Annotated in this window: 12 protein-coding genes; 1 reads left to right on the forward strand and 11 read right to left on the reverse strand. The window is 43.7% G+C overall.

Features of this window, described 5'->3' with window-relative positions; translation table 11 throughout:
- Positions 1–166: 166 nt before the first annotated feature.
- The 3 genes from NTX44_13605 to asnA form a co-directional block, all read right to left on the reverse strand.
- Positions 167–3,157: an insulinase family protein gene (locus NTX44_13605; GenBank protein ID MCX6122640.1), complete on the reverse strand. Its 2,991-nt coding sequence runs from the start codon at positions 3,155–3,157 to the stop codon at positions 167–169.
- Between the two features lie 232 nt (positions 3,158–3,389).
- Positions 3,390–4,160, reverse strand: coding sequence for an alpha/beta fold hydrolase (locus tag NTX44_13610; protein ID MCX6122641.1), 771 nt, complete (start codon positions 4,158–4,160; stop codon positions 3,390–3,392).
- Between the two features lie 95 nt (positions 4,161–4,255).
- Positions 4,256–5,269: an aspartate--ammonia ligase gene (gene asnA / locus NTX44_13615; GenBank protein MCX6122642.1), complete on the reverse strand. Its 1,014-nt coding sequence runs from the start codon at positions 5,267–5,269 to the stop codon at positions 4,256–4,258.
- Positions 5,270–5,420: 151 nt separating this feature from the next.
- Here asnA and NTX44_13620 point away from each other — a divergent pair, with 151 nt between their 5' ends.
- The gene (locus NTX44_13620; GenBank protein ID MCX6122643.1) at positions 5,421–6,326 is read left to right on the forward strand and encodes a hypothetical protein; all 906 of its coding nucleotides are present in this window, start codon (positions 5,421–5,423) and stop codon (positions 6,324–6,326) included.
- A 751-nt stretch (positions 6,327–7,077) separates the two neighbouring features.
- Here NTX44_13620 and NTX44_13625 read toward each other — a convergent pair.
- The 8 genes from NTX44_13625 to ispE form a co-directional block, all read right to left on the reverse strand.
- A complete protein-coding gene (locus NTX44_13625) occupies positions 7,078–8,028 on the reverse strand; it encodes a hypothetical protein (GenBank protein ID MCX6122644.1) in 951 nt (316 codons plus the stop codon).
- A 370-nt stretch (positions 8,029–8,398) separates the two neighbouring features.
- Positions 8,399–9,115 carry a 16S rRNA (cytidine(1402)-2'-O)-methyltransferase gene (rsmI, locus tag NTX44_13630; protein ID MCX6122645.1) on the reverse strand — a complete coding sequence of 239 codons (717 nt, stop codon included), beginning with the start codon at positions 9,113–9,115 and terminating at the stop codon, positions 8,399–8,401.
- 2 nt (positions 9,116–9,117) lie between these two features.
- On the reverse strand, positions 9,118–9,963 hold the full coding sequence (locus tag NTX44_13635) for an NAD+ synthase (GenBank protein MCX6122646.1): 846 nt from the start codon (positions 9,961–9,963) through the stop codon (positions 9,118–9,120).
- A 166-nt stretch (positions 9,964–10,129) separates the two neighbouring features.
- Positions 10,130–11,425, reverse strand: a complete 1,296-nt coding sequence (gene purB, locus NTX44_13640) for an adenylosuccinate lyase (GenBank protein ID MCX6122647.1) — start codon at positions 11,423–11,425, stop codon at positions 10,130–10,132.
- On the reverse strand, positions 11,422–12,642 hold the full coding sequence (locus NTX44_13645; GenBank protein ID MCX6122648.1) for a trypsin-like peptidase domain-containing protein: 1,221 nt from the start codon (positions 12,640–12,642) through the stop codon (positions 11,422–11,424). The genes purB and NTX44_13645 overlap by 4 nt, the downstream gene beginning before the upstream one ends.
- Before the next feature lie 29 nt (positions 12,643–12,671).
- Positions 12,672–13,292, reverse strand: a complete 621-nt coding sequence (locus NTX44_13650; protein ID MCX6122649.1) for a glycerol-3-phosphate acyltransferase — start codon at positions 13,290–13,292, stop codon at positions 12,672–12,674.
- A gap of 192 nt (positions 13,293–13,484) precedes the next feature.
- Positions 13,485–15,554, reverse strand: coding sequence for a TonB-dependent receptor plug domain-containing protein (locus NTX44_13655; protein ID MCX6122650.1), 2,070 nt, complete (start codon positions 15,552–15,554; stop codon positions 13,485–13,487).
- A gap of 3 nt (positions 15,555–15,557) precedes the next feature.
- Positions 15,558–16,421, reverse strand: a complete 864-nt coding sequence (ispE, locus tag NTX44_13660) for a 4-(cytidine 5'-diphospho)-2-C-methyl-D-erythritol kinase (protein MCX6122651.1) — start codon at positions 16,419–16,421, stop codon at positions 15,558–15,560.
- Positions 16,422–16,573 lie beyond the last annotated feature (152 nt).

A 16,573-nucleotide genomic window follows, 5' to 3' on the forward strand; every position in this document is an offset into this window, starting at 1 on the left:
ATCAGTTATCAGTAAAAGAATAATGCTTTTAAAAAAGGCCGCGCTGATTTCTCAACGCGGGCTTCAACTTACTGCAAACTGAAAAATGATGATTGGTAACTTTTAATTAATATCCAGTCCTGCAGGATTCATTTTCAGACCACAGGCTGCCAGTGTGAATACCCGGTCAATGAGTGATCTGTTCAATCTTTCCAAACAAATCTTTTTGAGCTTTGACTTTTTCCTCGTTTCCGTAAACACAAATGACTTTCTGGGCAAGAACATCCGCAACCATCTTCCTCATCGCTTTGATATCGCTCAGAGTTGTCCCAATAACCTCGTCACGTTCGTGTTGTTGATCCTCCGGTTTTGACTTTTCCAAATAGTACCTTACAGCGACATCACCTTTCTGTGAAGGTGTCAATGGATGATCCAACCCGGCAATTGTGCCGATGATGTACCTTGTCATCTCTTTGTCGGTAACCTCGAGTTTGTCGAGATAATCAGGAATTGCATCGTAATTATCCAGACTCTCCTTAAGATTTGGATCACGGTAGGAACTGAATATCACCTGTCCATTTTTTGAAAAATTACTGAATCCTCCATACGCACCTCCAATCACCCGAATACGGTTTTGCAGCCAATCGGAAGAAAGAATCTGGCTGAGTACATGGATCTTTCCATTCCAGGAATAGCCGAGTTGCTTGAAATCATATCCTTTCATTACATATTGCACTTTGGAAGCAGTAAGAAATCCCTCGTTCTTTTTTTCGAAAGTAAACTTCCAGGTTTTGAGCTCTTCTTTTCCAGGAGAAAGAGCATTTGCGTACTTTGTAAATTCCTGCGTGACAGCCGGCATATCATTCTTTCCGCACGTTAAGGCAGTAACAAAATTGCCTTTCTTGAACAATAGCGAGGCAGTTTGAGCGAGTTTCTCGCTGATCTCTTTTGATTTTTTATCGAAGTTCGTAGCCAGATCCGTGACAAACCAGTAGTATTCGAATCCATTTATCAATTCATTCAACATTCCCGTATTGGTAAAATAAGACAGAAGTCGCCGCCGAGCATATCCGTACCCATCCTGTTTCACCTGAGCATCGAGCCTTGCTTGATGGCGCGTGACAATTGATTTGAGGCGCTCTATATCTGCATAACGTGTGTGGTTCGTGATTTCAGTGAGTAGTTCGAACAACTTAGCAGTCTTCGTGTTCATGACCTTCGCATTGAGCACAAATTTCGGAATCATCAGGGTATCACTATTGCTCTCCAGGTATGTAGCGATAGATGCATTAAATCCGCCTGTATGGGTATTCAATGCTATATCCAAATCACCAAAAGAATAATTATCTGTATTCTGGCTTCCAAGCACTTCGGCAAGGAGCGCTGCGTATGGGATCAAGTCCGCAGGCAGAGCGCGCAGGTCAAAGTGCATTCGCGTGTAAACAACGTCGTTTGTGAATTCTTCATGATACAAAACCGGAACATCTGAAACGGTTTGTTCCTCAACTGCGTACCATGTTGCTTTCGGATTGATGTCTTTTCTCTCCAGCAGAGGAATCGTTGCAAGCGCTTCAGGTGTATTTTCCCGCTTCTGATACTCCACCAATTCCTGAGTTTCTTTGACCAATCGTTCCTTTGCTTTTACAGAAAGTGCAGCTCTATATTTCTTTAACTCCCGCTCGGTTTTTGCATTATTCTCTTTTTCCAAACCCGGTTTTGGTTCTAGCACCAAGAGAAGTGCATGCGGATTCTTGATGATATAGTTTTGTATAACGGATTCAAAGTATTTACTATCGAGTGCAGTCTTCACTTTCGCCAGTGGTTTTTCGTATTCCAGAGTTAGGAATGGATCATCGGCAAAGAACCATCCCGGCAGAATCTGGAAATTGTAGGTAATACCTTTTTGCGCATCATTCCCTTCACGCAATTGAAATTCAGTGCGGTTGATCGCTCCTTCGACCGCTTTTTTATCCAGTCCATTCTTTACAACCTCATGAAGTGTTGACATGACAATGTCAAAGAACTTCTTTTTATCCGTTGGATTGGCATTCTGCACCTGGATCTGAAACACGTTCTGCTGAAGCTCGTCCACAGATGCATTCACATCCTGACCGATGCCTGCTTTCTGTAATGCCAGCCGGATCGGTGCGGCTTCCTGATTCACGAGAAGATCGCATAAAATGTTCAGCGCCATTGTGGTTGCTCTGTCCGTATTGAGTCCTGCAACGACATTGAAGGTCAGATAGGTTTGATTTTCAGCCTTGCTCCCTTCCGCTGTGGCATAGAATGCTGTAACTTCTTTCATCTTTGAAAATGGTTTTTGAATAGGAAAACTTTTTGGACAGGAAGCTTTATCGTATTTTGAGAGATAATCCTTGTCGATGTAGGCGAGTTCTTGGTCTAAATCTGCATTACCGTACAGCATAATATAGCTGTTCACCGGGTGGTAATATTTCTTGTAAAACTTCACGAACTTATCGTATGTCAATTGTGGAATCGCTTGCGGATACCCGCCTGCAGTAAACCGATATCCGTTGTTCGGAAAAAGGTTCTTATAGATTTGATAATTCAATTCTCGCGTCGGATTGGAATAGGAACCTTTCATTTCGTTATAGACAACCCCTTTATAGACAAGAGGAGCCTTCACCGAGTCCATCTCATAATGCCAGCCTTCTTGTTTTAAAATGCGAGGATCACTCACTACGAGAGGATTGAATACGGCATCTAAATAGACATGCATGACATTGAAGTAATCCTTGTCGTTTATACTTGCAAAGGGAAAACACGTAAGGTCATTACCGGTAAATGCATTGAGAAACGTTATCAGCGATCCCTTCATCAGCTGATCAAACGGACTTTTCACAGGAAAGTTCTTAGAGCCATTCAGTAGGGAATGCTCCATGATGTGTGGTGTACCTGCATCAGATTCCGGGTCTGTCTTGAATGCAATGCTGAATGTTTTATTCGGATCATTTGCAGCTATTTTAAGAAGGCGCGCCCCGCTTTTTATATGTTCGAAGTAAAGACATTCGGCATTTACTTCCTTCACGAAACGTTTCTCGAGGAGCTTAAACCCGTGGAAGGTTTCTCCCTTCTTGAATTCACTAGCTGGAGCATTAGGAGACGTCATAACAAGAACCAGTAGTAGAAACAATTGAATGGATAGTGTGAGCTTCATGATAAGTTTCTCCAAGAGTGGTTCGACTCATAGAATTATTTAATAACAACGCAGTATATGAAATAAGAGATATATTTTTCACATTTTTTCGATTAACGGTCATAGAAATCGATGAATAAAAACACCTTCATGAACTTCACATTTTAGCTATAAGCTCATTTATAAGAATGTATAAACTGTTTCTATAAAGGGGACCAGGATATTGGTTTTATCAAAAACTACCGAATAACAATTAGAAAGACAAGAAGTCGAGAACCGTATCGGAAAATTCTTCTGGTGCGTCCACATGCACCCAATGGCCTGCGTTTTTGACAGTGACAAGCTCCGCTTTTGGAAAAATTTGGCCGATGAATGGTAAATCTTCCATTTGGATATACTCTGAGTTCTCACCACGGATAAAAAGTGCCGGACCTTGAAATTGACGATCTCGCGGAAGTTCTTCATTGATCTGTGCATAGTTCTTTTCAATTGCATCAAGGTTCAGTCTCCAATGAAACAAGCCGGAGTCATCCCGCATCAGATTCTTCATGAGAAATTGCCGGACCGACGCTTCAGGAATCTTCAAAGCAAGTGCTTCATCGATGTCTTTCCGATATCGAAAGGCATTCAAATCGAGAGAAGTCAAAGCATTAAAAACTTGGTCGTGTTGTGCTTGATATGATCTCGGTGCGATATCTACAACAATGAGTTTATCAACAAGTTCCGGATGAAGCAATGCCGCAAGCGCTGCAGTTTTTCCACCCATGGAATGCCCCATCAACGAAGTTGAAGGAATGCAATGCTGCATCATAAACTCTACTACATCCTCTGCCATCGCCTGGTAGTTGAACACATCGCTATGCGGTGAACGTCCATGATTTCGGGCATCTGGAATAAATGTGCGAAAGCGCTCGCCAAATATTTTTCCAAATGAATGCCAATTATCTGACGAGCCTAATAATCCATGAAGTATGATGAGCGCCGGTAATGACTCCGAACCATATGCAGTATAGTGAAGATGCATGGATAGGGCCGTTAGAGTATACTCTCACTGCAATGGAGAGAGCAGTTTTCTTCTGATCCATGGGATAAAAACGAATCGCGAGAAGATCAGCTTATTCATAACAAAACGATATTGTTTTGTTTGCATTCTGCGATCATTTCTTCCGGCCAGATGCTTGCTTGAATTTCTCCGACATGGGCTTTACGAAGATACAACATACATAAGCGTGACTGGCCGATACCGCCGCCGATGGAAAGCGGCAGCTCGTCATTCATAAGCCGTTGATGGAATTTTAATTTCAAACGCTGTTCTTGTCCGGATAGTTTGAGTTGTTTATCAAGTGCCGCCTTGTCAACACGGATTCCCATAGATGACAGCTCAAAGGCGCATTCTGTAACGGGATTCCAAACAAAAATATCGCCGTTCAAAGTCCAATCATCGTAATCAGGAGCACGTCCATCATGCTTTGTTCCGTCGGTAAGCTTTCCGCCGATGCCAATAATAAACACAGCTTTGTATTCACGGACAATTGCATCCTCCCGCTCCTGCGGTGTTAAAGTTGGATAACGTTTTAGTAATTCTTCCGAATGAATGAATGTAATTTCTTCCGGAAGAACCGGCTTGATTTCAGGATATTCATGATACACATATAATTCTGTACGGCGAATAACATCATAAATCGTTTGAACGATCCTTTGAAGATATGTCAGCGTCCGCTGTTCGGCAGTGATGACTTTTTCCCAATCCCACTGATCGACATACAACGAATGAAGGTTATCCAGCGTTTCATCTGAACGAATTGCATTCATATCAGTATAAATGCCAGAACCAATAGGCACTTTGTAATCAGCTAATGCCATCCGTTTCCATTTTGCCAGAGATTGTACAACTTCAGCCTCTTGATCTTTTAAATGTCGTATTTTGAATGCAACCGGACGTTCAACACCATTTAGATCGTCATTTACTCCGGTACCCTTCAAAACAAATAATGGAGCTGTCATACGAGTAAGATCTAACTCAAGGGCAAGATTTAATTGAAAAAAATCTTTGATTTTTGCAATGGCGTGTTCAGTCTCATATAAATCTAAAATCGGACGATATCCTTGTGGTATAAAGAAGCCTCTCGGCATAAAACACTCCTTTGAATTGTTGAGTCAGTGTGATCGACTTCTAAAAAATCGGAAAGGATTAGCGGAAAAGCAATTCATATGTAATTTTGCATCTCGATTGTACGGGTGGTACATTAAAATTATCATAGTATCAGACAAAGGAAAAAGCGTTTTGAAAACTGCGATAATCACACTTGATGCACCTAAGGATTTCGACTTTTGGCGAACAGTGTACAGCCATGGCTGGTGTTCTTTACGCCCGTTCAATGTGGATAAAGAACATCGGGCATTGAACCGTATTCTTACTTTGACCAACGGCTCACTCGTTCTCTGTGAGATATCAGAAAAAAAAGAATCATTGCTGAACATCAAAACGGAGAGTGCTTTATTGCTTACTGTTGCTCACCGTTCCGAAGTTATCGGGCAAATTGGATCGTGTTTGCGATTGACAGAAGATTTCTCTGATTTCTATCGTGAAACTCGACGTTATCCGAACTATCGATGGATTGCTAAGATAAAGGCCGGGCGCATGCTTCGCTCGCCTTCGGTCTTTGAAGATGTTGTAAAAATGATTTGCACAACAAATTGCAGCTGGGCGTTTACCGAAATCATGACAAACAATCTTGTTGAAAAACTTGGCGAATCATTTGATCATGGCCTTAAATCTTTTCCTTCGCCGGAAGCACTTGCCGGCACAACAGATCAGTTTCTGCGAAAGCACATTAAAGCCGGTTACCGTTCTCCGTATCTATTAGAATTTGCTGAAAAAGTTGCGAGCGGCAGTTTGGATATTGAATGCTGGCGTTCATCTGAACTTTCAACAGAGGCACTCTTTAAAGAACTTCGCTCCATCAAAGGTGTTGGTGCGTACTCGGCTGGAAACATGCTCAAACTGCTCGGCAGATATGACTATCTTGGACTTGATTCATGGGGACGAGCTCAGTACTTTAAAATGTATCACAACGGGAGAATCGTCAGTGACCGTACGATCGAACGAAGATATACGGGAAAATGGCGCGGACTTTTCTTCTGGCTGGAAATGACGAAGTACTGGTACGATCACGAGTTTCCATTCTAAAAATTATTTTAGCTAATCAGTGAACGAGATAACAGGTTCATTGTCGGCATTGAGTGTTGAACTCCTAACGGAGTTCTCATGCATTTGTTGGTTTTTGTTACAAACGTGCGACTCCTACGGAGTCGTACCTGTAAATTAAAAATCTACAAATCTCGTATGCCAGCCTTCTTGAACATACACTTCGTACTTAGACGAACCTGCCGCGAGCTTGGATTGTCCGTTTATAACCCTCCGTAACAACAGCAATGTAGAACTCCAGACGAGTTTCACATATTCGGGTTAGTAATTTCGATTTATCTGAAATGTTTCCGTTGAATTCCTACCGGAGTTCTCATAAATTTTTCGGTTTTGTTATAAACGAAGCTGTCTAAAAAGTCCGGAGTTGTCATGCTGAACTCGTTTCAGCATCTGTTTTTTTATAAAAAATTAGACCCCGAAACACTTGCCTGCGTGCCGATGCACTTCGGCAGGCAGGAGTTCGGGGTGACATTTTCATTCTTTTTGGACAACCCCATACAAAGCTGAAATCCATAAATCCCGTAGGGATTGAACATTTATAAACCTCCAAAAAAAAATCACAAAACTCCGTAGGAGTTTCACTCATTCGATTTGGCGGATTCGATTTATATGTCATGGTCCACTTGTCATACTGAGGTGTTACACACAATCAACGACAAAGCCCCCGATTGTATGATCAACCGAGGGCTTTGCTTTCTTCCACCATCACAGAGAGGGGGACTCTGTGAATTTCTTATTGAATGATGAAGGGAATTCCCCACACTTGAGATGCAAACTGAGCTTGATTATCATAAATCGATTGACGGGTCAGTACGCTGACAAACACATTGAATCTACCCGCGAAAGAACCATTCCAGTTGTTTTCATACACACGCGTGAAGGTTCCATCACCATTCGCTACGGAACTTACAAGGCTCATTTGTGCCCGCATGAAACGGTCTGCAAATTCAAACCATAGGGGTCGATGTGCTGTTACAACGTCGCTATCCGGGTCTGTGCTCTTGACTGTAACGACAATTTTAAATATGCCAGCTGGATTTGCATTCCATTCCCGTAATCCCCAATGCTGATGCATCGATGCAAAAGGAATTTGGAAGAGGGAATCGAGCGGATTCATAATCTGTACAGTGTCCTGACCGGAGAAAAGTGTGACGTTTTGGATTGAGATACCCATGGTACTTGTTCCACCTTGTGTTCCCGATACAGCAACTATTTTCCAATTCGACAACTGGGAAAATTTTCGTAAAGGAACGCGCATAAACTCTACTTTGTGCACAAGGGTTTCTGCCAGCGGTTTAAAGATGATTGTGTCTTTAGGTGTCTGCTTGACCCGAATCCATACTTGTCCGGTTAACGTGTTGGTTACTGTGGCAATGACTGTGGAATCATTCACATGGTTGTAAGTAACAGTACGTGATGAGGTTTGAATTTTTCGTCCCCATCCATTGGGAACGATTGCTGCATCTGTTTTTGCCAGCGATGGATCAGCATCATTCAATGCAGCAGCGTCTGTCGTAAAGAGCGGATCCTGTGCGATGATACTCCCCATTGCAGATTGATCCTGCTGCGCTACAGGCCTGATTTGATCAGGCTGAGTCGCCATAGTTGACGATCTTTCGCATCCCTCAAAGTAAAACAGGATAAGCAAGCATGCGCTTGTGATAACGGCGATCTTTTGTTTCATAGTATTCTCCTTTTAAACGTGTACTGTTTATTTTGTATGAACGTTCTTTGTACTATTAGATACGATCATACAGAATTGGTTTAAAGGGATTATTTTAGAATACTGGCTTTCTGGTTTCAAGGAAACTCTCTTTTATATTATTGACATATTCTCTTATTATTAAAACAATCCGCAAACAATAAAGTTCCTTCTCTTTATCACCCAAAAAAAGACAACACTCAATTTCTGTCGTATGTGTAGCCAAAAACAAAAATGTTTTTAAATCCTTGCAATGAGTGGGGGGAAAAAATTGAAATATTGGATCAACTAATTCGACGTAATGTTGCCGGTAGGTTTACATGATTAGCTATGTCATTCGATGCTGTATAAATCACTCGGTATCGGTAGCAGCATCCGAATATTTCGGAGCACCTTCGATAATAACAACATACTCGCCACGCGGAGATTTTTTGGATAGTTCTGTGAGAACAGTTTGCACGGGGCCGCGCACAATCTCTTCAAATTTTTTTGTCAACTCGCGAGCAACGACAACATTGCGGCTGCCAAGATAGGTCTGAATATCGGAGAGCGTTTTGATGATACGATGCGGCGATTCGTACATGATGATCGTCCGGGATTCGGATTTCCATGATTCAAACTTCGTCTTGCGTCCCTTTTTTATCGGAAGGAATCCTTCGAACACAAAACGGTCTGTCGGCAAACCGCTGGCAATGAGCGCCGTGATAAACGCGGTTGGACCAGGGATGGGAATAATGGATATTCCATTTTCCAGCGCTTGCTGAACAACATGAAACGCAGGATCCGAAATTCCCGGTGTTCCGGCATCGGAAACAAGTGCGATGGATTGACCGGAAAGCAATTTCTCGATCAATTGCGGTGCACGTGCCTGTTCATTATAGCTATAGTAGCTCATCATTGGTTTGCTGATGTTGTAATGATCAAGCAGTATTTTTGTCTTACGTGTATCTTCCGCAGCAATAAGATCGACTGATGCCAGTATCTTCACTGCCCGGTACGTGATATCTTCTAAATTGCCGATGGGAGTGGCGACGAGGTAAAGAGTGCCATCGTGAATGGACTCCGACATTTTTATATTCCCCAATCTCTTACATAGCGGAAATCGACATTGACGGTGCGGTATGAAACTTTTGCGATTACCGGCGGACGGCGTTTAAATTGATTTTTCTGAATCATAACGCGAATCTTCTGGATGAATGCTGCATCAAATCCCATTTTCACTAATTCTTCATCGGAATGCCGTTCGTCGATCATCTCGTACAACAATGCATCGAGTTTGGCGTACGTGACACCCATTTCTTTTTCATCGGTTTGTCCTTCCCATAAATCAGCCGAAGGAGCTTTCTCGATCACCTGTTTCGGAACTCCAATCGCTTCGGCAAGCTGCCAGATCTGCGATTTATAGAGATCGCCCAGCGGATTGATCGCGCTTGCAAGATCGCCGTGCTGTGTCCCGTATCCGACTAAAATTTCTGTCTTGTTGCTCGTGCCGATGACGAGCGCTTTTTCGCGTGCGGAAAGATCGTAGAGCACAATCATCCGCATACGCGCCATGACGTTGCCGCGGCGAAGTGCATCCGTGATTTTATTATCCTCACAATACCCGTCTACCATCTTGCTGATATCGACTAATTCTGATTGAATACCCATGGTCTGAATGACTAACGTTGCATCTTCCACACTTTTCGGATTGCTTGTGCGGTACGGTATCATGACACCGAGCACATTTTCTTTGCCGAGGGCTTCTGCCGCAAGTGCCGCCGACACGGCCGAATCAACACCGCCGGAAACGCCTATAACTGCTTTGGTGAATCCGGCATTCGTTGTCTGGTCTTTGATGAATCTCACGAGCAGTTCCCGCACAATTGTTGTGTTGAGTTTCAGATCTGCCCGATGTGCACGCTGCGAGGTTTCCATATTTAACCTTTACAATAATTCTTTCCGGAAACGTTTGTCCGACGCCTTCCTCGTGAATCTCTTCATTCATATATGCTGATGAAGAACGGCATGGCCTTTCGATGGTCGGACGATCACTGAATTCTTTGCCGTTGATTTTTCATGCCCCTGCCAGGCATGATTTGTCTTACTGAATTCCCACGTGTTCAAAAATATAATTAACATGTTTCAAACTTCGTTCCGGAGCGAATAGTTCATCGAGTTCTTTTGGCGATACTATTTTCATGACTTCTTCGCTTCCGAGAAGCAGTGTTTTGAAATCTTTTTCTTCTTTCCACACTTTCATCGCTTGTTCCTGCACAATACGATAAGCATCTTCGCGTTTCATGCCTTTCTTGGTCAACGCAAGCAACACTTCTTGTGAAAAGATCAATCCGCGTGTCGCGTTAAGATTGCGTGTCATATGTTCCGGATAGACCAGCAAACGATCGACAATCTTTGTCATATCGGCAAGGATGAAATCTAAAATGATACAGCTATCGGGAACGATGATACGCTCGACCGATGAATGCGAGATGTCGCGTTCATGCCATAACGCAACATTCTCCATTGCCGCAAGCGCGTTGGAGCGAAGCAAACGTGCCAACCCTGCGATGCGCTCGCAGATTATAGGATTTCGTTTATGCGGCATTGCCGAAGAGCCCTTTTGTCCTTTTGAGAAAAATTCTTCCGCTTCAAGCACTTCTGTTTTTTGGAGATGCCGAATTTCTGTAGCAAACTTTTCTAACGAACACCCACACATGGCGAGTACATTCATAAACTCTGCATGACGATCACGCTGAAGTATTTGTGTTGAAATCGGTGCCGGCTGCAAGCCGAGCTTTTCGCACACAAAGCGCTCGACAAAAGGATCAAGATGCTGGTATGTACCGACGGCGCCGGAAATTTTCCCGACAGAGATTGTTTTTAGTGCAGCTTTCAATCGTTCAATATTACGTACTGTTTCTGCGTACCAAAGCGCGAGTTTTAATCCGAAGGTAATCGGCTCGGCGTGGATGCCATGCGTTCTGCCAATCATGACAGTGTGTTTGAATTCCTTTGCCCGCCGTGCAAGAACATCCTTCAATTCCTCCATATCTTTGAGGAGCAACTCGGCGGATTGTTTCATTTGCACCGCAAGCGCAGTATCTAACACATCCGACGAAGTCATACCGAGATGAATGAAGCGTGATTCCGGACCGACATTTTCGCCAACATTCGTCAGAAACGCGATGACATCGTGCCTGACTTCATGCTCGATCTCGAGAATACGGGTAATATTGAAATTTCCTTTTTCCCGAATTACTTTCACTGCCTCTTTCGGAACAATTCCGAGTTCAGCCTGTGCTTCGCACGCCAGTGTTTCTATTTCCAGCCAAATACGAAATTTGTTTTCTTCTTCCCAAATTTTTCCCATTGCCGGGCGAGTATATCGTTCTATCATTTTCGTTCCTTCTGTGTCGCTTCCAATTTCAGAGATATGTTGATCGTTTTATGTTCACGAAACACCAAAAATTTTAAGTAATCACCGGGACTTGATTCAACCATCACAGCAAGAATATCTTTGTCTGAATTCACTTTCTCGCCATTAACTTCGAGAACGACGTCGCCGATTTTTAATCCAGCAGCGACAGCCGGCCCACCGGCAGCGATGTCGCTCACGATAACGCCTTGTGGTTGTTTCATACCAAGATATTGGGCAATGCGTGCATCCACAGGCTGAACGTCAAATCCAGCAGTGATGTCGCGCGAAATTTTTCCCTTCTTTTTTAAATCAGTGACAATCTTTTTAACTTTGTTTATAGGAATGGCAAAACCGTACCCGATGTACGTACTGGTTTGTCCTGCTGTAAAAATGAGCGTATTCATTCCAATGACCTCTCCATAGCTATTCACGAGCGGTCCGCCGCTGTTGCCGCCGTTAATCGCTGCATCCGTTTCAATCATATCGCGATAATACCGATTTTCCAGTTGTCCTAACTTCATACCTGTCGCGCTGATAACACCCACCGTCACGGTCGGCTTATCGTTAATTTCAAATAAGCCAAAGGGATTGCCAAACGCAATCGTCCATTCACCAATCATCACTTCATCTGAATTGCCGATTGTAACGTACGGAAGATCTTTTCCGTCGACTTTCAAGAGACAGATGTCAGTTGCCGGATCGGAACCGACGACACTTGCTTTCATCTGCTTACCCCCGGATAATGTAATTGTGATTTCCGTGGCATCACCCGCGACGTGATCGTTTGTGACGATGTAACCATCCGGCGAAATGATAAATCCGGAGCCAAGTTCTTTCACTGTTTGATTATAGGTACGATCCCCAAAGAAGGGTTTAAAAAAAGGATCGTTGAAAAATCCTGAGAATGGATCGCGGACTGTTACTTGCTTTACGGCAATAACATTGATACCGACAACGGCTGGACTAACTTTTGCCACTGCCCGTGTTATTGCATTTTGCCTTGATGCATGGATTTGATCGTCATCCTGCCCGGCTTTATCCTGAGTATTTACTGTCTGAGGAAATGACTGATCAAAAGCTGTATCGGCGGCACGTGCCGGTTGGACACCGGAAGGTTTGACGAAGTATCCAATGCCAAAACCTATAAGCAATAAAACTATCGAGATGATAAAGAAACGAATGAAAGGATTATTCATAGCAAACCTCGAAATTGAGAAAACAAAAATCAGGTCACAGTATATTTGTGTTGAATTATTTCTTTCATCGGCCGCCAATGACTCAATAAATGGATGCCACTCATGATAAATGAAAATATCCGGTAATCAGTTGCAGAAATATTGCGTACCATCACAGCCTCAATCCACATGGATGGAATTATTAACAGAATAATTGGGGCAAGAATAATGGCTGCAATATTCGCTTTCAAGATATCTTTTACACGACCAAATGCAATAGCCCACGTTGCGCACCAAACAATCGTATAACTGATACCAATCGCAAACATTCCGCCTGCCGCCGGTGCTAAACCTCTTCCGCCTCGGAACCGAAGCCACACGGGATAATTATGGCCGATCAGCGCACCGCACAACGCCGCAGACTGGTTCCAAAATGAGCCGCCAAGAATCTGCCCGACTGTCAATGCCACGAGAAATCCTTTTACTCCATCTAGTACACCGACGATGATGCCGATTCGTTTCGATTGTGTTACATCGTACGAATTGAAAGCGCCGACATTTCCACTGCCGGTTTTGCGGATATCAATACCAGCCCTTCGGCGAACTATAAGATACGCCGTTGGGATGGAACCAAAAAGATACCCTCCAAAAATGCTGATGAGTAACATCATGGAATAAGGATACTATAATTGTGGCTGATAAATTTGTTTCTTGAAGAAAATTACGGAAAAGTGAAGGGGAAAGCAAGGTAAGCGACGAAGCAGAGTTGTTGAGTCAATGAAGAGTGGAAATTTTAAATTAAGATTGATATAGATGCCATTTATCAGTTGAATGACACAAGACGTGTCTCATTTCTTCCTTCTTTAATCCATAAAGACCCAATTGACTCCCAGCCGAACATTTCTTCCCGGCATCGGATATATTGGCGCAAGCATATATCCGGCATTCAGAATGTTATTCCACGAAAGAGAAATATGCGCATCGCCAAGCTTGAGAATCATAAACAGGTCGAGTGTTGTTGACCTGCCAAGCAAATCGGTTCTATATTGAACATACGAAAGTGTTTGCGGGTCAAACTGCATGCCTTGTTGACGATTATAGAAGCGCGACCGCATGCCGAACTTCGCATCAAGTTTTTCTTTGAAAAATGTATCGCGATAACTTACTTCACCGGCAAGAACAACGTCCGGCGTCAGCGTCACCAAGACTTCCCCTTGCGTATAGCGCGTCAACGTCATCACACCGAGCACTTCAAAATGATGCCAGCAAAACACGACCCTGCCGTTGAGTCCCGACGATCTGACTTCATTTATATTCGAAATGCTCATGGCTGAAGAATCGTTTATCGTTACTGCTGGTTGAAAAACAATCGCGTTCTTCACCGTTCGCTGGAAACCGGTAAGATTCAATTGAAAATTCGAGCCGGCACTTATAGTGACGCCGCCTTGAATAAACGCGTGCTGCTCTTTCAGGATTTCACCTGTACGAACAACTATTGAGTCTCTCCAGTACCGTTCCTGTATAGTTGGGAATCTGTTATACCACGATGCATCGACAAAGAGCGTCAGCCAATCTGTAAGCAAAGATTTCGCTCCGACACCAGAGCTAAAATTACTTTCGCCATCTAGTGAAGTTGAGCGTAAAGACACCGACGGTACGAAAACATGGTTCAACCGTAGTTCCGCTTGTGCAAACAGAGATTGTTCAGATTCGATATGCCCTGGAAGTGTTCGCGTGGAATCGCTCTGCCGTCGTTCAAAATTTCCGCCAACTGTCAGCCGCACAGGATCAAACGAAAGTTGCTGCTCAAAACGAATTCCCCAGAACGAAGCGCTGGTCGAATCATCAATGGAGATTGACGGATTCCAATATTCGCGTTCCAATGTGCTGTAATAGACACTTGCCTGCGTGGTGGAAGAAGAATCTGAGAATATGCGCGCGATTGCCGAAAACGTTACATCGCGGCGCGAGCGATCATCCCGTGCACGTTGATTGAACACTCTGGCACTTGTCTCATCAAAGAGTGTCGTCGATCTTAACGGATCTACTCCGCCATTAAGTCCGTTACCGGCTTTCGTGTAGAAATCAGTAAGTGCAATATTCAAGCGATCGGAGAAATTATAGCGTAACCGCGTGCGGACATTCCATGCATCCAAATCCGCGTTTGCATACCGCCCCATCGTTGTCGTGCGTTGAAAACCAATCATCAAATTTAAACCGCGGACAACGTTCTGTGTAAAAAGGCCATCGGTGAGAATAGTCCCCTTCGGATCCTGAACAAATCGAAGTTTTGTCAGCGGACGGTAACTGTTGTACGAACGTGAAACAAAATTCAACGCCGTGCCGTCTCCGCCGGATGCCAACATCGATGTTGAGCCTGAAAGAATTTCCGTGTGATCGATAAATTCCAATGGGAGGTCTGAAAGATTATACGTGCCGGTCACCGGATCGTTCATCGGGCGCCCATCCAGGAAAATTCCAATACCGCGTCCGTCAACACCAAACGCGTTCAGTTCTCCCCACTTGCCCGCTTCACCCAAATCGCGATAGAAAAATCCGGGAAGCTTCCACAGCACGTCTCCAGTATATTTTGCATCGCTCCACAAGAGTTGTTTTTGATGCAGCACACTTGTTGTATCAACTTCGTCGATGATCTGTCCCATTCCAGGAAGAAACCGAATTCGAACTGAATCTATGACTGTAGAATCGGCATGCGCGAGTGATGCTGTATCGATCCCCTTCTTTAGCGTGTCGACCATGGAAGAATGTTTCTGCTGCATTGAGATGATGCCAGAGTTCGTTGAATCCACATGAGTTTCAGACCTCTGGGGCACAAGAGGTGATGTTGTTCCTTCGGTATGCTGCGCAGAGACGAGTGCTGCATCAAACAGTACAACGACAATAATGAAAAAAATACGGATAATGAATTTCAAAATTTATTTGGTTTCGGGTTGGTGGAGCGGTTTGAATGAAGGTGCTGTAATCGAAGTTTGATAATTTTTCGGGAACGATGAGAGCGCCGCGAGCGCTTTCTTATCGTTTTCAAAAAAACCATATATGGATGAACCACTGCCGCTCATCAATGAGAACACAGCACCCATCTCGTTCAACTTCTCTTTGATGCGATTGAGTTCTGGATATGTTTGAAACACCGGCGGCTCGAAATCATTTTGAACAACTGATGCCAATTTTTTAGGATTGGATATCTGCTTCAGAAGTTTAGCCTGCAATCCGCTTGCTTTTCCGTTACCCTTCAATACAAGGTGAGTATAAGCCCAACGCGTAGAAATATGAATCAGAGGTGTCACAACAGCAATCCAAAATGGCAACGTAAGAGAAAATGGCTCTAAAATTTCTCCGCGTCCCGTTGCATACGCAGTTCCACCATCGATGAAAAATGGGACATCTGAACCGATCCGCACTGCAAGCGCACGCAATTGATTATTCGACAATTTTAATTCCCAAAAATTATTTAAACCGCAAAGCACTGCCGCCGCATCGCTGCTGCCGCCGCCGAGCCCAGCACCAACAGGAATATTTTTTTTCAAATGAATCATCACTCCCTGTCGAACATGTTTTTCTTTTTGCAGGAGAGTTGCGGCGCTCAGGCAGAGATTTGATCCGTCAATAGGAACAAGGATGGAATCTGCGGTCATCGCAACCTTGGAGTGCTGTTCCAATTCAATTTCATCAAAGCAATCGATCTCGTGAAAAATTGTTTCCAGATCGTGATAACCATCCGATCTCTTCCCGAGAACATTAAGCCCGATGTTAATTTTTGCGTATGCGCGGAGTTTCATTTTATTTCATCACCTGCCGGCAATGCGAAGAAAATAATATAAAAATCTTCGTCTCTTGCTGCATCCTGGCAGGACTACAGCGAACAAGTCGGCAATTAAAGTAAGCACAAAAGAAAATAATGGAATAACCCGGTAGATGCAAGGAATTGAGC

The organism is Ignavibacteriales bacterium, from assembly GCA_026390575.1.
Classification (GTDB): Bacteria; Bacteroidota; Ignavibacteria; order UBA10030; family UBA10030; genus Fen-1298.